The following is a 21,809-nucleotide window of genomic DNA, read 5'->3' as shown; positions in this document are numbered from 1 at the left end:
GGTCCTGTGAGCGAGCACCAGCCCGACCAGCCTGACCAGCCCGGCGAGTACGACGACGATTTCGACGACATCGTCCACGCCGAGACCACCCGCGACCCCGACCTGGCCGTGATCGAGGCCGGAAGCCGCACTCTGCGCGCCCAGACGGGCCTTCCGCAGGGCGACGGCGTCCCGGCCCGGCCCACCGACCCGGAGATCGACAAGGCGCTGCGCGCCGTCGAGCAGGAGCTGGCCGGCCGCTGGGGCGAGACCAAGCTGGAGCCTTCGGTCACCCGCATCGAGGCGCTGATGAACGTGCTCGGCGATCCCCAGCGGGCGTATCCGTCGATCCACATCACCGGCACCAACGGCAAGACGTCCACGGCCCGCATGATCGAGGCGCTGCTCGGCGCCTTCGACCTGCGCACCGGCCGCTACACCAGCCCGCACGTCTCCTCGGTCACCGAGCGGATCAGCCTGGACGGCGAACCGATCTCCCCGGAGCGGTTCATCGAGACGTACGAGGACATCAAGCCGTACGTCGACATGGTGGACGCCGCGCAGGACTACCGGCTCTCCTTCTTCGAGGTGCTCACCGGCATGGCGTACGCGGCCTTCGCGGACGCCCCGGTGGACGCCGCGGTCGTCGAGGTCGGTATGGGCGGCAGCTGGGACGCGACGAACGTCATCGACGCCTCCGTCGCCGTCGTCACCCCCATCGACCTGGACCACACCGACCGGCTGGGCTCCACGCCGGGCGAGATCGCCGTGGAGAAGGCCGGGATCATCAAGCAGGGTTCGACGGTCGTCCTGGCGCAGCAGCCGGTGGACGCGTCGCAGGTGATGCTCAAGAGGGCCGTCGACATGGACGCGACGGTGGCCCGTGAGGGCATGGAGTTCGGTGTCGTCTCCCGCGAGGTCGCGGTGGGCGGCCAGATGCTGACGCTGCGGGGCCTCGGCGGTGAGTACGAGCAGATCTTCCTCCCGCTGTACGGCGCGCATCAGGCGCACAACGCGGCGGTGGCCCTGGCGGCGGTCGAGGCGTTCTTCGGGATCGGCGCCGAGCACGCCCGGCCCATGGACCTGGACACGGTGCGCTCGGCGTTCGCCTCCGTGGTCTCGCCGGGCCGGCTGGAGATCGTACGGCGCTCGCCGACGGTCGTCCTGGACGCGGCGCACAATCCGGCGGGCGCGCGGGCCGTGGCGGCGGCGGTCGGTGAGTCGTTCGGCTTCAGCAGACTGATCGGGGTCGTCGGCGCCAGCGCCGGCAAGGATGTCCGGGGGTTCCTCGAAGCCCTGGAGCCGGTCTTCGCGGAGATCGTCGTCACGGAGAACTCCAGCGACCGGGCGATGAGCGCGGACGATCTGGCGACCGTCGCCGTCGAGCTGTTCGGCGACGACCGCGTACAGGTCGAGCCGCGGCTCGACGACGCGCTGGAGGCGGCGATCACCCTCGCCGAGGAGGAAGAGGAGTACGCGGGCGCCGGAGTGCTGGTGACCGGTTCGGTGATCACGGTCGGCGAGGCCCGGCTGCTTCTGGGAAGGGGCTAATCGCATGCGTACGCTCTGCGCGTCGACGCTGATCGGCGAGTTCTTCGTGATCGGCTTCGCCGGGCTCGTCGCCATGAAGTCCGACGACCTGTCGATGGCCACCGTGTGGACGGTCTGCGGTATCGCGATGCTGCTGTCCCTGCTGCTGTGCGGAATGATCACCAGGCCGGGCGGGGTCCAGCTCGGCTGGGCGTTCCAGGTGGCGCTGGTCGCGGGCGGTTTCATGGTGCCGGTGATGTTCTTCCTCGGGGTGCTCTTCGGCGCTCTGTGGTGGGCCTCGGTGCACTTCGGGCACAAGATCGACACGGCGAAGGCGCGGTGGGCCGAGCAGTCCGCCGCGCAGACGTCGGCGGAGCCCCAGACCTAGTCACAGCCCAGGAGTGTCCGTACCCGGACCGGGTACGGCACGCCACGCGCGCACCTGTAGCCTCACACCACCTTCACCCGTTTGCCCGCAGCGAATGCCCGCAAGGAGCCGCACACCATGACCCAGCGCACTCTCGTCCTCCTCAAGCCGGACGCCGTCCGCCGCGCTTTGGTGGGAGAGATCATCGGCCGTATCGAGCGCAAGGCCGACTGGAGCATCACCGCGCTGGAGTTGCGCACGCTCGACGAGGGCACGCTGGAGCAGCACTACGGCGAGCACAAGGGCCGGCCGTTCTACGAGCCGCTGATCGAGTTCATGGCGTCGGGCCCTGTCGTCGCGCTGATCGTCGAGGGCGAGCGCGTCATCGAGGGCGTACGCGCCCTGGCGGGTCCCACTGACCCGATCGCCGCAGCGCCGGGCTCCATTCGGGGGGACTTCGGAACGATCGTCCGGGAGAACCTCATCCACGCTTCGGACTCCGAGGAGTCCGCCATTCGGGAACTGAAACTTTTCTTTCCCGAGCACTGAAAGACACCCCTTACCCTGGTCTTTCCTGATCAAACGTCAGCCATACAGCGCTGAGAGCGCCTGCGGCGACCGACGGAATTCGGCCACCCCCGGCATATGCGGAGCCAGATCGGGAACGCATGGCTGCGACACCTCGTCACCTTTATTAGAGGTGGATCAACAGGTAGATCTACCGCCCCGCTTCAGTACGGGCGGCACTACGATGGAAGCCTCCACGCCACAGCATCCACCTCGCCATCCTGAAAAGCCGTCAATGCTCGATTTGGGAAGGCCAGACGCATCCTCATGGGGAACAAGATGTCGTTCATCGGCCGTGACATGGCTGTCGACCTCGGGACCGCCAACACGCTGGTGTACGTCAGGGGTCGGGGGATCGTGCTCAACGAGCCGTCCGTCGTCGCCATCAACACCAACACGGGCGGCATCCTCGCGGTCGGTGCCGAAGCGAAGAAGATGATCGGCCGGACACCGGGCAACATCGTTGCCGTCCGGCCACTGAAGGACGGCGTGATCGCCGACTTCGAGATCACCGAACGCATGTTGCGCTACTTCATTCTCAAGATCCACAAGCGTCGCTATCTGGCCCGCCCGCGGGTCGTCGTCTGTGTGCCCTCCGGCATCACGGGAGTCGAGCGACGCGCCGTCATCGAGGCGTCCACCCAGGCGGGCGCCCGTCAGGTGCACATCATCGAAGAGCCCATGGCCGCCGCCATCGGCTCGGGTCTTCCCGTCCACGAGGCGACCGGCAACATGGTCGTGGACATCGGCGGCGGCACCACCGAGGTCGCGGTGATCTCGCTCGGCGGAATCGTCACTGCTCAGTCGATCCGGGTCGCCGGCGACGAGTTGGACAACGCGATCATCCAGCACATCAAGAAGGAGTACTCGCTCCTCCTCGGTGAGCGCACCGCCGAACAGATCAAGATCACCATCGGTTCGGCCTACGACCTCGACAAGGACGAGCACACCGAGATCCGCGGCCGCGACCTGGTGTCGGGGCTGCCGAAGACCGTCGTCATCTCGGCCGCCGAGGTCCGCAAGGCCATCGAGGAGCCGGTCAACGCCATCGTGGACGCGGTGAAGACCACGCTCGACAAGTGCCCGCCGGAGCTCTCCGGCGACGTGATGGACCGCGGCATCGTCCTCACCGGCGGCGGCGCCCTGCTGCGCGGCCTCGACGAGCGGCTGCGCCGTGAGACCGGCATGCCCATCCACATCGCCGAGGACCCGCTGGATTCGGTGGCTCTCGGCTCCGGCAAGTGCGTCGAGGAGTTCGAAGCCCTCCAGCAGGTGCTCGACGCCTCGCCGCGTAGATGACGTACCGCCCACCGACTGCCCACTCACCGACCGCCCGACGACCGACCCCGCCCCACCGCGCCGCCGGTATACCCCCGACTCCGCGCAGATCATGAAAAGGGCGAATATCCCCCGGGCCCCCAACAGGCCCGGGGGACACCCCATATGGAACGCTGACGTCCTCGCCGGTGGATCGTTGATATACAGACAAGACCAATCCGATGCGCCAATTGAGACGAATCCCTTACGGGGGATTCCCGCGATTCGCACGAAAATATCCGACGAGGCATTCCAACGAGGAAGGCACGGCCGCCGCACGTGAGGGACACACGAGAGAGCCGGCTGCTCCTGGTGCTGCTGATCGCCATCGCGTTCGCACTGATCACGGTGGATATCCGCGGGGGAGAGGCGTCACCCGTCGACGGTGCCCGGGGGGCCGCGGCCTCGGTCTTCGGACCCGTCCAAGAGGGGGTCTCCCAGGCCGTCGACCCGGTCGGCAACGCCATCGGGGCCGTACGGGACTCCGGTGAGCGGCACGACCGCGTCAGTCTCCTGGAGCGGGAGAACGCGGCGCTCAAGCAGCGGCTCGGCAGCGACGACCGCAACCGCAGCCGCGTGAAGGAACTGGACAAGCTCCTCAAGACCGCCGGCGCCGGCCAGTACGGCATCAAGGCCGCCGAGGTCATCGCCATAGGAGCGGCCCAGGGCTTCTCCTGGACCGTGACCATCGACGCGGGCGCCGCCGACGGCCTCAAGCGCGACATGACCGTACTGAACGGGGACGGGCTCGTCGGCCGTATCACCACCGTGGGCCCCGGCACCGCGACCGTACTGCTCGCCAACGACCCGGACTTCACCGTCGGCACCCGGATGGAGAACTCCGACGAACTCGGCTTCGCCACCGGCCAGGGCGACCAGCCGTTCAACGTCCAACTCCTCAACGGCAAGGCCAAGGTGAAGAACGGCGACCGGCTGGTCACCTTCGGATCCAGCAAGGACCGGCCCTTCGTCCCCGGAGTGCCGGTCGGTCAGGTCGTACGCGTCGACCCCTCCGGCGGCGACCTCACCCGCGACATCTTCGTCCGCCCGTACGTCGGCTTCACCAAGCTCGACATCGTCGGCGTCGTCGTCCAGGCACCCCGCGAGGACCCCCGCGACATGGTCCTGCCGAAGAAGCCCGCCAAGCCCAAGCCCACACCGACCGTCACTGTCACGGCCACCCCGTCGCCCAACGGCCAGGAAGCGCCGGGCGACGGTCAGGTCAACGAGCAGGAGTAGAGCTGATCCCCATGCGCTTCAACCGGATGCTGCTCTCCACCACCCTGGTCGTGGTCGCGCTGGTCGTCCAGGTCTCCGTACTCGCCCGGCTCCAACTCCCCGGAGCCGTACCCGATCTGCTGCTCCTCGTCGTCGTCGCGCTCGCCCTGGTCTACGGCCACACCAGCGGCGCGCTCATCGGCTTCGGCGCCGGGCTCCTCGCCGACATCGCCCCGCCCGCCGACCACGCCGCGGGACGGTACGCACTTGTGCTCTGTGTGATCGGCTATCTCGCCGGACTCGCCAAGCCCGACCACGGCCAACTGCGCACCGCGCTGGGCCCGATGGTCGTGGTGGTCGGCGCGGCCGTCACCACGACGCTGCTGTACGCGGGCGTCGGCGCCCTCGTCGGTGACACCGCAGCCCGCCATGTCGGCCTCACCAACCTGGTCGTCACATCGGCCATCTACGACTTGTTGCTCGCACCGTTCACCGTTCCGCTGATCATGGCCCTGGCCAGACGCGCGGAGAACGACCCGCTCGCCGACAAGTCGAGCGGCGGCAGTGACGTCGCCTCCGGCTGGCTGGCCGCGGGGACCGGACTGAAGATCGGGAACCAGCGCGGGGGGCTGCGCATGAAGACGGCCAGGTCGCGCGCGGCACGGGCCGGACGGATCAAGGGGGTCAAACGACTGTGAGCAACATTCCGGAGACCGGACGGACGCCCAGGGTCCAGATCCGGCTCGTCGTCATCCAGATCCTGGTCTTCTCGCTCCTGCTCACCCTCGGCGGACGGCTCTGGTACCTCCAGGTCCGCAACGGTGCGGAGTACACGGACGAGGCCAAGAACAACCATGTGCAGCAGGTCGTCCAGCCGGCCGTCCGCGGCTCGATCCTCGACTCGCAGGGCGTGCCGCTCGCCGACAACGAGACCCGGCTCGTCGTCTCCGCCAGCCGCACCGAACTGATGAAGATGCAGGACAAGGGGAAAGCGGTCCTCATCCGCCTCGCCGACGTCCTCGGTATGACGCCCAAGGAGGTCGGGGACAAGGTCAGGCTCTGCGACAACAAGACGCCGCAGCCCTGCTGGAACGGCTCGCCGTACCAGCCCATCCCCGTCACCGACGAGGCCACCACCCAGCAGGCACTCCAGATCCGCGAGCGCGCCGAGGACTTCCCCGGCATCACCGCCGAACCGACCGCCGTGCGCCGCTACGCCGCGCCGGGCAAGGCCAACACCGCCCAGGTGCTCGGCTATCTCTCGCCGGTCACCGACGAGGAGATCACCGAGGCGCAGGACACCGACTCGCCGTTCCTCCGCTCCGACCAGGTCGGCCGCTCCGGTCTGGAGCGCACGTACGACAAGTACCTGCGCGGCGACGCGGGCGTCACCCGTTACGAGGTCGACAACCTCGGCCGGGTCATCGGCCAGGCCAAGAGCGACCAGGCCGAGCCGGGCTCCAACATCATCACCTCCATCGACGCGCGCGTGCAGGCGGTCGCGGAGTACGAGCTCAGCGAGGCGATGAAGGCCGCGCGCAAGGAGCACGACCGCAACACCAACCAGAACTACAAGGCCGACGCGGGCGCCGTGGTGGTCCTGGAGTCCAAGACCGGCCGGGTCGTCTCCATGGCCTCCCAGCCGACGTACGACCCCAACGCCTGGGTCGGCGGGATCTCCGCGAAGGACTACGCCAAGCTCACCAGCAAGAAGTCCAACTTCCCGCTGCTGAACCGGGGGATCCAGTCGCAGGCGGCCCCCGGCTCGATCTTCAAGGTCATCTCGTCCACGGCGGCGGTCAAGGCCGGATACGACTTCAACGGCAGCTACCCGTGCCCCAGTTCGTACTCCATCGGCAACCAGGTCTTCAAGAACTTCGAGTCCCAGGGCTACGGCAGCATCGACCTCGGGCGCGCGCTGGAGGTCTCCTGCGACACCGTCTTCTACGGTCTCGCGCACAAGGAGTGGCAGAAGGACGGCGGCAACAAGCCCAAGAAGGGCGCCAACGACTATTTCTACAAGACCGCCAAGGAGTTCGGCCTCGCCAAGGAGACCGGCATCGACCTCCCCAACGAGGTCGCGGGCCGCATCCCGGACCGCCAGTGGAAGCAGAACTTCTGGGAGGCCAACAAGGCCGACTGGTGCAAGCAGGGCAAGAAGGGCGGCACGTACGTCGAGCAACTCGCGTACGAGGGCTGCCTCGAAGGCAACCGGATGCGCGCCGGTGACGCGGTCAACTACTCCATCGGGCAGGGTGACACGCTCGTCACCCCGATCCAGATGGCCACGATCTACGCGGCGATCGCCAACGGCGGCACGATGTACGACCCGAGCGTCGGCAAGGCGATCGTCAGCCCCGACGGCAAGAAGGTCACGGAGATCAAGCCCAAGTCGCACGGCAAGCTGCCGATCGACGACAAGCTCCGCGACCAACTGGACAAGGCCCTCGCGGGAGTGGCGACCACCGGTTCGGCCGCCTGGCGGTTCGGCGGCTGGCCGCAGGACAAGATCCCGATGCACGCCAAGACGGGTACGGCCGAGGTCTACGGCAAGCAGACAACCTCTTGGTTCGCCTCGTACACCGAGGACTACACGATCGTCATGACGATCTCCCAGGGTGGTACGGGCTCCGGAGCCTCGGGCCCCGCCGTGCGCAAGATCTACGAGGCGATGTACGGCCTCGACGCGAAGGGCGGCCAGAATCTCAAGAAGGCCCTGATGCCCGAGCCGCGCAAGGCACTGCCCAAGATCGAGCCGGACGGCACGATCGACGCGCCGACCATCAAGCCGTTCAAACCGGACAAGACGCCGCTGGACGGCAACGAGATCGCGCCTGCCGGTGACAACAACGGCCTGGTGCCGCAGGCACCGGGCGACACGGGCCGGGCACAGGCACCGGACACCGGACAGGACCCCGGCGATACGGGGCAGGCGCCCGACGCGGGGCAGGCACCCGACGCCGGGCAGCCACCGGCAGGTCCCGGGCGGTCACCGAACGACAACGGACAGCTCGCGGGCGCACCCGCGCGGAGGGACTGACGCATGGCCGGCACGAGCGGCTTCTCCGTCTCCGGATACGGTCCCGAGCGCGGGCTGTGGGCCACGCTCGCGGCCCGCGACTCCCTGGCGCGCAGGCTGGACTGGCCGCTGCTGTTCTCCGCGCTCGCGCTCTCGGCGGTCGGGTCGCTGCTCGTCTGGTCGGCGACCCGCAACCGTACGGACCTCAACACGGGCGACCCGTACCACTTCTTCTTCCGCCACATACTGAACACCGGTATCGGGCTGGCCCTGATGATCGGCACGATCTGGCTCGGCCACCGCACCCTGCGCGGCGCGGTGCCGGTGCTCTACGGCATCTCCGTCGTACTCGTGCTCCTGGTCCTCACCCCGCTCGGCGCCACCATCAACGGCGCGCACGCCTGGATCGTGCTCGGCGGCGGCTTCACCCTCCAGCCCTCGGAATTCGTGAAGATCACGATCATCCTGGGCATGGCGATGATGCTCGCGGCCAGAGTCGACGCGGGTGATCAGGTCCATCCGGACCATCGGACGGTCGCCAAGTCCCTCGGGCTCGCGGTCGTCCCGATCGTGATCGTCATGATGATGCCGGACCTCGGATCGGTCATGGTCATGGCGGTGATAGTGCTCGGCGTCCTGCTCGCCTCCGGGGCGTCCAACCGGTGGATCTTCGGGCTCGTCGGCGCCGGTGTCGCGGGCGCCGTCGCGGTCGCGGCACTCGGCGTGCTCGACGAGTACCAGATCAACCGCTTCGCCGCCTTCGCCAACCCCGAGCTCGACCCGGCGGGCGTCGGCTACAACACCAACCAGGCGCGGATCGCGATCGGTTCGGGCGGCCTCACCGGCACCGGGCTCTTCAAGGGGTCCCAGACCACCGGGCAGTTCGTCCCCGAGCAGCAGACCGACTTCGTCTTCACCGTCGCCGGCGAGGAACTGGGCTTCGTCGGCGCCGGGCTGATCCTCCTGCTGCTCGGTGTGGTGCTGTGGCGCGCCTGCCGGATCGCCCGGGAGACGACCGAGCTGTACGGGACGGTCGTGGCCGCCGGGATCATCGCCTGGTTCGCCTTCCAGTCCTTCGAGAACGTCGGGATGACGCTCGGGATCATGCCTGTGGCGGGTCTGCCGCTGCCGTTCGTGTCATACGGAGGCACGTCGATGTTCGCGGTCTGGATCGCCGTCGGCCTGCTTGAGTCGATCAGGGTCCAGCGGCCGATAACGGCGTGATCCGGCGGGTCGGTGTCGCAGGGGCTGCCACTCGGCGGCCCCTGCGACTACGTTTGTGAGGATGGTGGACACAAAGCGAGAGATCGAGCGTAAGTACGAACTCCCGGAGTCGCCGGAGGCCGGCGGCAGCGGCTCGCAGCCACGTGGCCGTTCGCTCCTGCCGGATCTCACCAAGGTGCCGACCGTCTCCGCCGTCACCGCGCGGGGCGTCACCGAGCTGGACGCCGTCTACTACGACACCCCTGACCTGCGGCTGATCGCCGACACCCTCACCCTCCGCCGCCGCACCGGCGGCGCGGACGAGGGCTGGCATCTGAAGTTCCCCGTCGGCGACGGCGTCCGCGACGAGCTCCGGGCCCCGCTCTCCGACACCCTCCCCGACGAGCTCGCCGCGCTGGTGCGCTCGCGGGTCCGCGGCGCCGAGCTGGCCCCCGTCGTACGGCTGCGGACCTCGCGCGACATCAGCCTGCTGGTCGACGAGGCCGGCCGGACGCTCGCCGAGGTGGCCGTGGACACCGTCCGCGCCGAACGCCTGCTCGCCGGGGGCGGTGCCGCCGACTGGACCGAGGTCGAGGTCGAGCTGGCCGACGACGGCGACCCGGCGCTGCTCGACGCCGTGGAGAAGGTGTTCCGCAAGGCGGGAGTGCGTCCGGCGTCGGCGAAGTCGAAGCTCGCCAGGGCCCTCGCCGACACGGCGCCCGCCGAGAGCGCGCCCCCGGGGAAGACGGGCATGAGGCCGGGGAAGCCCGCCCGGGAGACCGGGCGCGCGCCGGTCACCGCCGGGGACCACGTGCTCGCCTATCTGCGCGAGCAGGCCGACGCGATCGTCTCGTACGACCCCGCCGTCCGCCGCGACCTGCCGGACTCCGTGCACCAGCTGCGGGTGGCCACCCGCCGGATGCGGTCCGCTTTCCGTACGTACAAGAAGGTGCTCGACCGGGACGCCACCCGGCCCATCGCAGCCGAGCTGAAGTGGCTCGCCGGGGAGCTGGGCGTCGACCGGGACCAGGAAGTCCTCGCCGAGCGGCTCACCGAACGCGTGGACGCCCACGACACGACCCTGCTGCTCGGGCCCGTGCACGCCCGGCTCCGGATCTGGGACACCGCGGGTCGCACCGACGCACGGGCCAGGACCCTCGGCGTACTCGACAGCGTGCGCTATCTGCGCCTGCTGGACTCCGTGGAGGCCCTGCTCGCCGACCCGCCTCTGCTGGACGGCGCCGACCGGAAACCGGCCAAGGTGCTGCCCCGCGCGATCCTCAAGGACTACGAGCGCCTCGCGGGGCGCGTCGAGCACGCGCTGGGGCTCGCGCCCGGGGAGGAGCGTGACCTGGCGCTGCACGACGCCCGCAAGGCCGCGAAGCGGGCCCGTTACGCCGCCGACGCGGCGAAGCCGGCCCTCGGGAAGCCCGCGAAGCGCTTCGCCAAGCGGATGAAGGCCGTGCAGTCCGTGCTCGGCGACCACCAGGACAGCGTGGTGGCCCGCGACGCGCTGCGCGACCTCGCGATCCAGGCCCACGCGGCCGGGGAGTCCGCCTTCACCTGGGGACTGCTGTACGGCGAGGAGGAGGCACGGGCGGCCGACCGGGAGCGGGAACTGCCGCAGATCTGGCGCGAGTCGGCGAAGCGGAAACTGCGGACGGCACTGACGGGCTGAGCGCGGGGCGGGCTCTCGGGCCGGGCGGGCGTTCCCGCTCGCGCGGTGAGGGGCGGGTGGCGCTCGGGGTAGCCTGAATGGTCACCCCGTCAGCCCACGAAAGTCGCCGTGATGTCTGCTGTTGAATCGGTCTTCCCACAGCTCGAAGCTCTGCTCCCGCATGTGCAGAAGCCGATCCAATACGTCGGCGGTGAACTCAACTCCACCGTCAAGGACTGGGACGAGTGCGACGTCCGCTGGGCGCTGATGTACCCCGACGCGTACGAGGTCGGACTGCCCAACCAGGGCGTCATGATCCTGTACGAGGTGCTCAACGAACGCGAGGGTGTCCTCGCGGAGCGCACGTACAGCGTCTGGCCCGACCTCGAAGCGCTGATGCGTGAGCACCGGGTCCCGCAGTTCACCGTGGACGCGCACCGCCCCGTCTCCGCCTTCGACGTGTTCGGGCTCTCCTTCTCCACCGAGCTCGGCTACACCAACATGCTCACGGCGCTCGACCTGGCCGGGATCCCGCTCAACGCGGCGGACCGTACCGTCGACCACCCGATCGTGCTCGCGGGCGGCCACGCGGCGTTCAACCCCGAGCCGATCGCCGAGTTCATCGACTGCGCCGTCATCGGCGACGGCGAGCAGGCCGTCCTGCAGATCACCGAGATCATCCGGGCCTGGAAGGCCGAGGGCCGGACCGGAGGCCGTGAGGAACTGCTGCTGCGGCTCGCGAAGACCGGCGGGGTGTACGTCCCCGGCTTCTACGACGTCGAGTACCTGCCGGACGGCCGTATCGCCCGTACCGTCCCCAACAGGTCCGGAGTCCCGTGGCGGGTCTCCAAGCACACCGTCATGGACCTGGACGAGTGGCCGTACCCGAAGCAGCCCCTGGTGCCGCTGGCCGAGACCGTGCACGAGCGCATGTCCGTCGAGATCTTCCGCGGCTGTACGCGCGGCTGCCGCTTCTGCCAGGCCGGCATGATCACTCGGCCCGTCCGGGAGCGCAGCATCACCGGCATCGGAGAGATGGTCGAGAAGGGCCTCAAGGCGACGGGCTTCGAGGAGGTCGGCCTGCTGTCGCTCTCCTCCGCCGACCACAGCGAGATCGCGGACGTCGCCAAGGGCCTCGCCGACCGGTACGAGGAGGAGAAGATCGGCCTCTCCCTCCCGTCCACCCGCGTGGACGCCTTCAACGTCGACCTCGCCAACGAACTCACCCGCAACGGTCGCCGCTCCGGCCTCACCTTCGCCCCCGAGGGCGGCTCCGAGCGGCTGCGCAAGGTCATCAACAAGATGGTCTCGGAGGAGGACCTGATCCGTACCGTCTCCACCGCGTACGGCAACGGCTGGCGCCAGGTGAAGCTCTACTTCATGTGCGGACTGCCGACGGAGACCGACGAGGACGTCCTGCAGATCGGCGACATGGCGGTCAAGGTCATCGCCGAGGGCCGCAAGGTCTCCGGCCAGAACGACATCCGCTGCACCGTCTCCATCGGCGGGTTCGTGCCCAAGCCGCACACCCCGTTCCAGTGGGCGCCGCAGCTGAGCGTCGAGGAGACCGACGAGCGGCTGCTGAAGCTCCGCGACAAGATCCGCGCGGACAAGAAGTACGGCCGCTCGATCGGCTTCCGGTACCACGACGGCAAGCCGGGCATCGTCGAGGGCCTGCTGTCGCGCGGCGACCGCCGGGTGGGCGCGGTCATCCGCGCGGTCTACGAGGACGGCGGCCGGTTCGACGGCTGGCGCGAGCACTTCAGCTACGACCGCTGGATGGCGAGCGCCGCGAAGACGCTGCCCGGGTTCGGCCTGGACGTCGACTGGTACACCACCCGCGAGCGCACGTACGAGGAGGTCCTGCCCTGGGACCACCTGGACTCCGGTCTCGACAAGGACTGGCTCTGGGAGGACTGGCAGGACGCGCTCGACGAGACCGAGGTCGAGGACTGCCGCTGGACGCCGTGCTTCGACTGCGGGGTGTGCCCGCAGCTCGACCTCGACATCCAGATCGGCCCGACGGGCAAGAAGCTGCTGCCGTTGACGGTCAAGAACGGCTCTTGACCTGTGGAGACATGGGGCGGACCGGATGAGGCGGTAGGGCGGATCGCTGGTGCGCTCTCAGCGACTTCTGAGACTGAAGCCTTGGAGATTTTGGCGTCGCTCGGGGTGCGGCGCGTGGGCCTTGGGCCTCGGCGAGCGGAAGGGCGGACCCCGCTACCAGCGGTTCGAATCGTCCCCAGCGACGTCAGCGTCACCAGTGAGGTTGAGTGGCTCTGAGGGCGAAGCTCCATACGCTCGAGCGAGGTTGTTGCGGGTGATCAGGGTGTCGGGGTGGGTGTCGCCGAGGATCTGCTCGCGCTGGGTGAGGGTTGCCTCGTAGAGAGCGATGGCTCGGTCCAGATCCCCTGCACTCCTATAGGCGCTGGCGAGGTTGTTGCGGCTGGTCAAGGTCGAGGGGTGGGTGTCGCCGAGGATCTGCTCGCGCTGGGTGAGGGTTGCCTCGCAGAGGGGGATGGCGCGGTTCAGGTCCCCTGCGGTCTGGTAGGCGCTGGCGAGGTTGTTGCGGGTGATCAGGGTGTCGGGGTGGGTGTGGCCCAGGACCCGCTCACTTTCGGTGAGGGTTGCCTCGTAGAGGGGGATGGCTCGGTTCAGGTCCCCTGCGGTCTGGTAGGCGCTGGCGAGGTTGTTGCGGCTGGCCAGGGTGTGGGGGTGGGTGTCGCCGAAGATCTGCTTGCGCTGGGTGAGGGTTGCCTCGTAGAGGGGGATGGCTCGGTTCAGGTCCCCTGCGGTCTGGTAGGCGCTGGCGAGGTTGTTGCGGCTGGCCAGGGTGTCGGGGTGGGTGTCGCCCAGGACCCGCTCGAATTGGGTGAGGGTTGCCTCGTAGAGGGGGATGGCTCGGTTCAGGTCCCCTGCGGTCTGGTAGGCGCCGGCGAGGTTGTTGCGGGTGATCAGGGTGCCGGGGTGGGTGTCGCCCAGGACCCGCTCACTTTCGGTGAGGGCTGCCTCGAAGAGCAGGATCGCTTGGTCCAGCTCCCCTGCCTCCTGGTAGATGTATGCGAGGTCGTTGCGGCTGGACAGAGTGTCGGGGTGGACGTTGCCGAGGGCCCGCTCGCGCTGGGCAAGAGTTGCTTCAACGAGCGGGAGAGCGCGGACGATGTGACCGTGTCGATGGAGATGCTCGGTGGCGGTGTTGTACGCGTCGGTGAGGGGGGTGTCGTCGTGGTAGTCAGGTGGAGTGGCGACGGCGAGGGCGATCAGGTGGGGGGTGAAGGTGTCCCATTGGCTGTCGGTTGCCTCGTCCTGGTCGGCGGGTGGGGTGAGCGCGTGGAGGACGGCCTGTTCCGCTGAGGTGCGTCCTGTCTGTTCGGCCGTCGGGTTGGTGCGGGGGGTGCGTAGGACCGCCTGGACGAGGCGGTGGACGGACATGGTGGTGCCGGTGTCGGTGACCATGCTGTAGGAGGCGAGGGTTCCGATGGCTTCGGCGATGTCGTCGGGGTCGGTGCCGGGCGGGGTGAGCAGGGTGTGGGGGATGCCTTCGGGGGACAGCCACGCGGCCGTGTGCAGAACGGCCACCGCCAGTTGGTCTTCCCTCTCCAGGGCGTGCAGGGTCAGTTGCCAGACGCGGGCGATGGTGCGCTCGGCGCCGACCCCGGGCGCGGTTTTGTCCAGCTTGCTGGGCAGGCGGCGGAGGTAGGAGTCGATGGTGATGCCGCGGTTTCTCGCGAGATAGGCGCTGGCCTGTTTCAACGCCAGTGGCAGGTAGCCGAGTTCCGCGACCAGTGCTGCCGCGTCCGCCCGCTCCCTCGTCGTTGCTTCACGGCCTTTGAACGCGAGGCGGCAGAGCAGATCGGTAGCGTCACCGGGGTTGAGGTTGCCCAGGGTCAGGGTGGGTGCGTTGTCTGGCCAGCCCGCTGTGCGGCGGCTGGTCGCCAGATGATGACCACCTCGCAGGGCTCCGGTGTAGGGGGTCAGGTCCTGCGGGTCTTCGACGTTGTCGTAGACCAGCAGCCAGTTGGGGTGCCAGGCCAGCCACTGCATCGCCCACGCCACCGCCGGCGGCCCGCTCGCCCCTCCTGCCCAGTCGGGGACAAGACGGTGCGTCAGCGAGGCAAGGGACTGTTCGATGGTGTCCGGCGACACGGCGTTGATCCACCAGACGAGCCGGTAGTCGCCCAGGCGCAGGTAGTGGTGGGCGTAGTGCGTGGCGAGTGTGGTCTTGCCGATCCCGCCCAGCCCGTGCACCGCACCGCTCTGTGTGATCGCTCCCTCGCCCTGGCCCGCCAGCATCCGGCGCAGCTCGGCCAACTCCTCCCCACGCCCCAAACAGAGGCCCGGCTCGGGAAGGTTCGACGTGCCTGGTGCTGCCTCCACCCGCTTGGGCGTGTACAGAGATTCAGCGGGCAGCACATCACCCGTGATAGCAGCCTGGATGAACCCAGCGGCGATCGACCGCTCCCCGGACGCGCTGTTCCAAGTGGCCGGGTGTTCCTGGGCTGTCATGGGAGTGGGTTGTGCCCGTCACCGGTGATCGCGGTTCCGATGTGCTGCGCCGCGATCGACCGTTCCCCGGACGCTGTGACATTCACCGTCCAAGCGCCCGGCGACGGGAACAACTCGGCCAGTTCTTGCCGCAGTTCGGCGTCGTCTCGCAGGGCTCGCTTCAGCGCCGCCCGCAGGCTGGCCGCCGTGTCCGGGTCATCCGGGTCCTCGGCGTGCTCCGAGATCGCCCGTTCCAACTCGGCCTGTTCGCTCTCATCCCCCCGGCGCCAGACCGTCTGAATGATCCGCTGTCCCATGGACACCGTGGCGTCAGCAGCCGCGTCCTGCGCGCGCGTCAGCACTGCGACCCCGTACGCGCCCGCCGCTGCCGACACCGCCGGCCCCGCCTGAGCCACCCACTGCACAACCTCCATACCGCCAACCCCCGTCTCCCGTAACAGACAACGAACCTAAGAGCACCAGCGTAAGGAGTCCTGAACCACTCAGCGCCTGCTTTGCGCAGATTTCGGCGTGAGGTGCGGAGGCGCCACTGGCACAAGCGTGCAGACGTCTGCGCTGGTCCGCCGCTCTCTGCCCGCAGGTCGACAAATGGCCACAAACAGGCCCGATCGGCAAGAAGATGCTGCCACTGACGGTCAAGAAGGGCTCCTGAAGCGGTAGGGCGGATCACTGGTGCGCTCTCAGCGACTACTGAGGTCGAGAATCTGGCTTCGCTCGGGTCCCGCGAGGTGGCCCTGGGGCTCGAAGGATGGAGGGGCGGACCCCGCTGCCAGCGGTTCGAACTGCCCCGCATGAGGCCAGGATCACCAGCAAGATTGAGAGCGCCTGCAATCGCCTTACAGGGGTGGTTGGGCCGTGTGGCGTAACTGACCGAGCGTAGGCGCGACTTGGGGCTCGCAACGCGTGGCCGGGGATCCTGCTTGGCCGCGCGTTGCCTTTGGTGGAGAGGGCCTGGTCGGTCCTACCGGTTGTGCTGGAAGATATGGGGAGGCTGCAGGCGGAGCGTGATCACTGGGGGCCGCTGGGTATCCCGTTGCCTTACAAGATCGGCAGCTTCATAAGCGGCGGCGAGGTTGTAGCGGCAGGTCAGGGGGAGAGGCGAGTCTTGCCCAGGACCCGAAAATCTATTTTGAGTAATCGCCGCACGCGCTAGTCCCGCACGAAGGAGAAGAATAGTGTCCTCTCAGGGATCTCACGTCGCTACTATAGACAGCAGCATTGCGTATTTCACCTTCACGATGGGCGGTGCCAGCCGTGTCGGTATTCACGCCGCCGCGAACCGACTCCTGAAGGCCGAAATCGCTGAGATGGTTGGATCGCCCGCTAGCCCTGAAGTGAGAGTCTCACCACGTTATTCAAACCTGGTCAAACTCCTTCGCGAAATCGACGCTTTGCGAGAACTCGCTTCCGCTGTCGACAGTGGAGGAATGAGATCGTGGGCTTTGAGGAATCCGTTGCGTGCTCTCCGGATACTGCCAAGGATCTTCTCGCCGTCTCGGCGCACAAGCGATGCAGAGCCGATCGACTTCCCCTCATTCTTGTCGCAAATGCAAGAAAATGCCGATTTTATTGCATCGAGCGTAGCTGACGAGCAAGCAATCAATGCCATCCAGCACGCAATCGAAGGCGAAATTTACAGGTCCGGATATCGAGCTGAGGAACCTTATCTGAGACTGCGCCTCAGGGATATCGCCGTCCGGCTTCGAATGTTGAGTGACGGGGAGGTTCGTGCACAAGATGACTTCAGTGAGGCGACCTACGCTAACGCCACCCTCTTGCTGCACCGCTCTGGCGTGGTACAGATCACCATCGCTCTCCGATTTCCGGACAGAATTAGTGCGAAGAAACTTGCAGAAATTCAGTTTAGCGGAGCCCAAATCATTTCTTCTGCCGAGTATCCAGAAGCGCTACTGAGAGCCACGCTCAACTCGCGCAAGCTGTGGTCCACTCTGCCCGGCGAATGGATTGATGAGGTTCGAGCCGGTACTCGGTGGCGTCGTATGTCTTACGCGGAACCGATCTCCGTGGCGGATCTGTGCCTTATGTATATAGATTCGATTACTAACATTGCAATTAAGGATCTTCCCGGTGAATGGATTTGTCATCCGACGGTCTTTGTGGAAGAGATAACCTGCTGTCCGTCCGAGATGGAATTTAGAACACAGCACCGAGGTGAACTCAGGGAGCTAGTCACCCGATATCAAAGTCGGCATGGCCAGCGAGGCTCGTCTATCGACGACTTGATGCCAGAAGACTCTTCACTGAACATCGACCATTCCATCTACATGAGCTCCTCGAACTCCGTGTCTATCCGGTGGCCAGGATTTACTGGCGCTGAGGAATACGCGAACCATTTGCAGCACGTCATGATTGTCGAATGCGCCCTATTGCAGTATTGGCAGATTCGCATGATTGACTGGCGCGTAGTCCAGAGTCGCGGGCAGTTGAAGGATATCAAGACACTTCAAGAGGATGCGATATTCGGCCTCCGCGAGTATCGAAATTCCCCACTGACTCACGGAACCGCCATGAAGATAACCGACCGGCTGTTGAAGGAATGGCATGCAGACCGCTTGTATGCGCACGCTCTTGAGAGTTTGAACCAATTGCAGCAGCTAGTCGCTACTGGCGACTCTCAGAGTTCTGCTAGGCGAGCCAACGCTCTCGCCGCAACAGCGGCGGTCGCAACGGTTATTCTCGGCTTGCCTGCTGTTGATGAAACTCTGAGTGTTGCTAGAGATATCCCAAATGAGGGCATTTTGGGTGTCATTGCAGCGCCTCTTAAAGAGCTGGCCACGCGGAAAGCAATGGGTGCGTGGATCGGGTACCTCGGCCTGCTGTCATTTGTGGCAGCGATTGTATGCCTATGGAATCGGCGTCAGAAAAGCTTGAGAGTCGAACGCTGGACCAAGCGGAGGGCAGGTGAACCCTGGCCGCTGGGAACCATCGAAATCACGAGGCGAGAGGGCGACGACGCTTAGCATCAAGGCGCTTGCGCTGGGTGTTATGGCGGCGCTGTCGCGGTTCTGCCTGGTCCGAGGCCGGCCACTGTATAGCCGTGATCTCGGCCTGAGGCGCGAAGGCACCACTGACACGAGCGTCCCCAGACGTCCACGCTTGTCCGCCGCTCTCTGCCCGCAATTCGACACATGGCCACAAACGGGCCCGACCGGAAAGAAGCTGCTGCCGCTGACGGTCGAGAACGGGTCTTGACCTGTAGAAACAGGGGGCAGAGCGGATGAAGTAGCAGGGCGGATCGCTGGTGCGCTCTGCGAGATTACTGAGACCGAAGCTCTGGCCATTGTGGCTTCACTAGGAGAGCTGCGCGTCGGCTCCAGGTCTCGGGGAGCGGAGGAGTGGACACCGCTGCCAGGGTCTCGAACGGCCCCGAGTGAGGCCAGGGTCACCAGCGAGGTTGAGTGGGTCTGAGAGCGCTTCTAACGCCTTGCAAGGGGCAAGGCGGTCAGGGTGTCGTCCCTGACGGTGTAGGGAGCCTGGGACTCGCCACGAGCGGCTGCGGATCCTGCTCTCGGCTGTCTTTGATCGAGGGTGCTTGGCCTAAGGTGAGCGCGGAACGACTACGCCGCGAAGGCGTGGTACCGGCTGAAAGACAGCGGTTGGTGTGGTTGCTGTATTTCGCTGCTGTACGGCCCCACGCCAGAGGCCCCGAAGCGGAAGTCAGCCGGGCCACCATGAACCGCGCGACGCAAGTCCTTACCGAGTGGGACGAACGAACGGCATCCAGCCCCGCCGGGCTCGGGCGACAACGTCACCACGCCGAGAGCGCCTCCGTGTGGGCACAGAGCGTCAACTCCTCTGCCGCCGTGGTCTCACAGTCGCTCACGGGAGGCCAGATCACCGGAGCCCTTAGTCCTCACCCTCGCCCGTATCCTCAACCCCATCGACTTCATCCTCACCGAGACTGTTATCCCCCTCGTCAAGGTCAGCGAGTTGTGAGACAGCCGCGAAAGCGGAGGGCCACCGGATTCCCGCGATGGGATTTATTGCCGCAGGGAACCCCTTAAAGAGCTTTGGGTCGATTTTCGGGCGCATGAATTCAAGCAGTTTCGGGTCAATCTTCGGCCCGAATATCTTCGGGTCAATCTTGGATCCAAAGATCTTGGGGTCGAATTTCGGACCGAAGATCTTCGGGTGGGTTCTCGGACCGAAGAGCTTTGGGTCGATCTTTGGCCGCATGAATTCAAGCAGTCCGGGATCAATGATGGTGCGGCTTTGCAGCTTCGCAAGACTCGCTTGCAGCGAGGCCAGTCCGGACGGCTGCCTCCTCCACTGCCGGAGGCCCGGATCGTCGTGCAACGCATCCACGTTGACCACGTCGCCACTAACGGGGCGTCCATACACGTCAAGCTGAATCAAGCCGCGGAATCTGAGTTCTTTGAGGACCGTTGCGTTACGCTCCGCTCCTTCTGCCCACTCCAGACCTTCGGGCAGATCCACGTCGACCTCAACAAGGTCCAATTCGATCAGGGTTTCAGCAGTGAAGGCGAACTCGGCGAAGGCGCCATCCTTCTCGGCCACGCCTTTAACGTCCAACTCCAGGTTTCTGAGACCCTCTACAGCCAGGATTCCCGGCTTCACGGAACCCAATGGAAGACCGCAGCGTCGTGCCGAAACAGTCTTTTTCGCGGCGCTGGGGAGTACTGAAGTTTCAATGAATTGAGTGATGCCACTCTGCTGAAGACTGTCCCTTACCTTTCTGAGATCGAAAGCGGATTCTTCATAGCGCGATGCCGCAAGCGATAGCAGCAGACTCGGAAGGTCACTCACCCAGTGAACTCGGCCAGTGGCCGAGATGCTCGCAAGGTCCTCTATCAGGTCGGGATGGAACCCGCTTTTTTCCTCGTCGGCGAAGTCCGTCGAGTTCTCCGTAACCCAGTAGACTGATTCTTCTGGATTCTCCTGAGCAAGATTCAGGACCAGAATCCAATTGAGCGTGTCTCGATAACCATCACCCTTATAGTCACATGGCTTGCGCCGCGTGGCAGCCCGCTTCGCGAGTTCCATGTGCGAGACGTCAGGCGGAGACAATACAACGCCGCTAAGATCAGAAATCAACCGAGCAAGCTGTTCAGGATACTCGCTTCTCTGCGTTTCCAAAGTCCCGAGAAAATCTTCAAAATGCTGCCGCAACCCCAGTCGGCCAGCGTATTTCGTCACCACTTTGTCAACCGCGAGTGTCGCGTTTGATATCTCGCGATCATAGCCGCCAATAGTTTCTGCTACGACGACCTCAGGGACATAGATTTGAAGCCCCCAGGCCCCACTAGCGTGCGCCAGGACGCGCCAAGCAGTGCCCGAGCACATGAAGTCTGAGGAGAACGTTGTGGTATCGAGGACGACGATCATCTCCCAATATTGACACTCAGCCGCACACATGAGCACAGATTGGACAAGTTCGTCTATTGAGTAACGGACTGACCGCTGCGCGGGGCCGGCGCAGACGTGAGCCTCCTCCAGGCTGTCGCAGATGTCTCATGAGACATGCCGAAGTCTGAAGAAGAGGGGATGGCACCGGCTGACACCGGGCGGATCATGTGCGGGGCTCGTGTCGATGCCAGTCGGGCTTCCGGGCTCGTGCGGTTGGCAAGCCATTTTGTCGGCATCGAGAGTGCTCAGGTGAGGGCCTGGGCGGCGTAGAGCGTGCCGAGGGCGGTGGCGAGGGTGCCGAGCAGGAGACGGAGCGCGGTCTCGGGAAGGTGGGGCTGGATGCGGGCGCCGAGGTAGCCGCCGATGAGTCCCCCGGCGCCGCAGGCCAGGCCAAGCCACCAATCGGCCGCGACGGGTCCGGTGCTCGCCGTCGCCAGCACCGCGTATGCGGCGGCCCCGGCGACTGACGTGGTGAAGGTAGCGGCGAGGGTGGCCGGTGCGATGCGGGCCAGGGGCATGCCGCGTGCGGCGAGGACGGGCCCGAGAAGGGAGCCGCCGCCGATTCCGTAGATCCCGCCGACCACACCGACGACCAGGGCAAGCATGGCGAGTGCGGCTGGGGACGGCTCGCAGGGCCCGGAGCGCGGCCGGTGGCGGGCGGAATGCAGGGTGCGCAGGCACAGCCAGATTCCGAGCGGCAGCAGGAGGGCGGCGACCAGTGTGCGGAAGATGTCGGGGCCGGGGAGGGCGAAGACGCGGACGGCGGCGCCGGCGACGACGCCTGGCAGCGTCCACATGACAAGGCGCCGGGCCAGGGAGCCGCGCAGGGCGCCGTCGCGGCGGTAGCGCCACAGGGCACCCGGCCCAGCAACCACGTTGAACAGCAGGTTCGTCGGCGTGACCGCGGGACTGGGCACGCCGAGGACGCTGAGCTGAACCGGGAGGAGGAAGACTGCCCCGGACACGCCGACCGGCGCGGTCACCGTCGAGATCAGCAGACCGGCGGCAAACCCCGCCCATAGTGTCCACTCCACGCCCGTCCTCGCTTCTCGATCGCC

General features: G+C 66.5%; 15 protein-coding genes. 11 read left to right on the top strand and 4 right to left on the bottom strand.

All coding sequences use genetic code 11. The annotated features are described in order from the left end of the window. Positions 1–6 precede the first annotated feature (6 nt). From ACIBBB_RS10030 to ACIBBB_RS09985, 10 genes are all read left to right on the top strand, one after another. The gene (locus ACIBBB_RS10030) at positions 7–1,530 is read left to right on the top strand and encodes a bifunctional folylpolyglutamate synthase/dihydrofolate synthase (protein ID WP_398980515.1); all 1,524 of its coding nucleotides are present in this window, start codon (positions 7–9) and stop codon (positions 1,528–1,530) included. A 4-nt stretch (positions 1,531–1,534) separates the two neighbouring features. Further along, a complete protein-coding gene (locus tag ACIBBB_RS10025; protein ID WP_398980514.1) occupies positions 1,535–1,897 on the top strand; it encodes a DUF4233 domain-containing protein in 363 nt (120 codons plus the stop codon). A 117-nt stretch (positions 1,898–2,014) separates the two neighbouring features. Next, complete coding sequence (gene ndk, locus ACIBBB_RS10020; RefSeq protein ID WP_398980513.1) at positions 2,015–2,425, top strand: nucleoside-diphosphate kinase; 411 nt, start codon at positions 2,015–2,017, stop codon at positions 2,423–2,425. Positions 2,426–2,722: 297 nt separating this feature from the next. Continuing rightward, a complete protein-coding gene (locus tag ACIBBB_RS10015) occupies positions 2,723–3,742 on the top strand; it encodes a rod shape-determining protein (protein WP_031231655.1) in 1,020 nt (339 codons plus the stop codon). 297 nt (positions 3,743–4,039) lie between these two features. After that, entirely contained in the window at positions 4,040–4,999 is a 960-nt protein-coding gene (gene mreC / locus ACIBBB_RS10010) for a rod shape-determining protein MreC (RefSeq protein WP_398980512.1), read from the top strand. Between the two features lie 11 nt (positions 5,000–5,010). Continuing rightward, on the top strand, positions 5,011–5,676 hold the full coding sequence (gene mreD / locus ACIBBB_RS10005) for a rod shape-determining protein MreD (protein ID WP_398980511.1): 666 nt from the start codon (positions 5,011–5,013) through the stop codon (positions 5,674–5,676). Continuing rightward, the gene (mrdA, locus tag ACIBBB_RS10000; RefSeq protein WP_398980510.1) at positions 5,673–8,018 is read left to right on the top strand and encodes a penicillin-binding protein 2; all 2,346 of its coding nucleotides are present in this window, start codon (positions 5,673–5,675) and stop codon (positions 8,016–8,018) included. Before mreD ends, mrdA begins: the two co-directional genes overlap by 4 nt. 3 nt (positions 8,019–8,021) lie before the next feature. Further along, positions 8,022–9,221 (top strand): rod shape-determining protein RodA, encoded by a 1,200-nt coding sequence (rodA, locus tag ACIBBB_RS09995; RefSeq protein ID WP_398980509.1) that lies wholly within the window; start codon positions 8,022–8,024, stop codon positions 9,219–9,221. A 61-nt stretch (positions 9,222–9,282) separates the two neighbouring features. After that, positions 9,283–10,878, top strand: a complete 1,596-nt coding sequence (locus ACIBBB_RS09990; RefSeq protein ID WP_398980508.1) for a CHAD domain-containing protein — start codon at positions 9,283–9,285, stop codon at positions 10,876–10,878. A gap of 111 nt (positions 10,879–10,989) precedes the next feature. Continuing rightward, a complete protein-coding gene (locus ACIBBB_RS09985; protein ID WP_398980507.1) occupies positions 10,990–12,924 on the top strand; it encodes a TIGR03960 family B12-binding radical SAM protein in 1,935 nt (644 codons plus the stop codon). 153 nt (positions 12,925–13,077) lie between these two features. On the opposite strand, the gene fxsT is transcribed toward ACIBBB_RS09985, so the two are convergent. Continuing rightward, positions 13,078–15,363, bottom strand: a complete 2,286-nt coding sequence (gene fxsT, locus ACIBBB_RS09980) for an FxSxx-COOH system tetratricopeptide repeat protein (protein ID WP_398980506.1) — start codon at positions 15,361–15,363, stop codon at positions 13,078–13,080. After that, complete coding sequence (locus tag ACIBBB_RS09975) at positions 15,360–15,776, bottom strand: hypothetical protein (protein ID WP_398980505.1); 417 nt, start codon at positions 15,774–15,776, stop codon at positions 15,360–15,362. The genes fxsT and ACIBBB_RS09975 overlap by 4 nt, the downstream gene beginning before the upstream one ends. Before the next feature lie 762 nt (positions 15,777–16,538). Here ACIBBB_RS09975 and ACIBBB_RS09970 point away from each other — a divergent pair. Beyond that, positions 16,539–18,344: a hypothetical protein gene (locus ACIBBB_RS09970; RefSeq protein WP_398980504.1), complete on the top strand. Its 1,806-nt coding sequence runs from the start codon at positions 16,539–16,541 to the stop codon at positions 18,342–18,344. A gap of 886 nt (positions 18,345–19,230) precedes the next feature. Here the strand turns inward: ACIBBB_RS09970 and ACIBBB_RS09965 are convergent. Together ACIBBB_RS09965 and ACIBBB_RS09960 are read right to left on the bottom strand one after the other, a co-directional pair. Then, positions 19,231–20,730 carry a PIN domain-containing protein gene (locus ACIBBB_RS09965; protein ID WP_398980503.1) on the bottom strand — a complete coding sequence of 500 codons (1,500 nt, stop codon included), beginning with the start codon at positions 20,728–20,730 and terminating at the stop codon, positions 19,231–19,233. A 266-nt stretch (positions 20,731–20,996) separates the two neighbouring features. Further along, positions 20,997–21,785: a sulfite exporter TauE/SafE family protein gene (locus ACIBBB_RS09960; RefSeq protein WP_398980502.1), complete on the bottom strand. Its 789-nt coding sequence runs from the start codon at positions 21,783–21,785 to the stop codon at positions 20,997–20,999. Positions 21,786–21,809 lie beyond the last annotated feature (24 nt).

This window comes from Streptomyces sp. NPDC051217, assembly GCF_044455465.1.
GTDB lineage: Bacteria > Actinomycetota > Actinomycetes > Streptomycetales > Streptomycetaceae > Streptomyces.
Note: the sequence above shows the minus strand (reverse complement) of the source record. Positions and strands in the feature narration are given on the sequence as shown.

What these genes read in the sequence shown, in the direction of transcription:
- ACIBBB_RS09965 (WP_398980503.1), bottom strand. Translation starts at nt 20,730, where the DNA reads ATGATCGTCGTCCTCGATACCACAACGTTCTCCTCAGACTTCATGTGC.
- ACIBBB_RS09985 (WP_398980507.1), top strand. Translation starts at nt 10,990, where the DNA reads ATGTCTGCTGTTGAATCGGTCTTCCCACAGCTCGAAGCTCTGCTCCCG.
- ACIBBB_RS09990 (WP_398980508.1), top strand. Translation starts at nt 9,283, where the DNA reads ATGGTGGACACAAAGCGAGAGATCGAGCGTAAGTACGAACTCCCGGAG.
- ACIBBB_RS10015 (WP_031231655.1), top strand. Translation starts at nt 2,723, where the DNA reads ATGTCGTTCATCGGCCGTGACATGGCTGTCGACCTCGGGACCGCCAAC.
- fxsT (WP_398980506.1), bottom strand. Translation starts at nt 15,363, where the DNA reads ATGACAGCCCAGGAACACCCGGCCACTTGGAACAGCGCGTCCGGGGAG.
- ACIBBB_RS09975 (WP_398980505.1), bottom strand. Translation starts at nt 15,776, where the DNA reads ATGGAGGTTGTGCAGTGGGTGGCTCAGGCGGGGCCGGCGGTGTCGGCA.
- ACIBBB_RS10025 (WP_398980514.1), top strand. Translation starts at nt 1,535, where the DNA reads ATGCGTACGCTCTGCGCGTCGACGCTGATCGGCGAGTTCTTCGTGATC.
- rodA (WP_398980509.1), top strand. Translation starts at nt 8,022, where the DNA reads ATGGCCGGCACGAGCGGCTTCTCCGTCTCCGGATACGGTCCCGAGCGC.
- ndk (WP_398980513.1), top strand. Translation starts at nt 2,015, where the DNA reads ATGACCCAGCGCACTCTCGTCCTCCTCAAGCCGGACGCCGTCCGCCGC.
- mreD (WP_398980511.1), top strand. Translation starts at nt 5,011, where the DNA reads ATGCGCTTCAACCGGATGCTGCTCTCCACCACCCTGGTCGTGGTCGCG.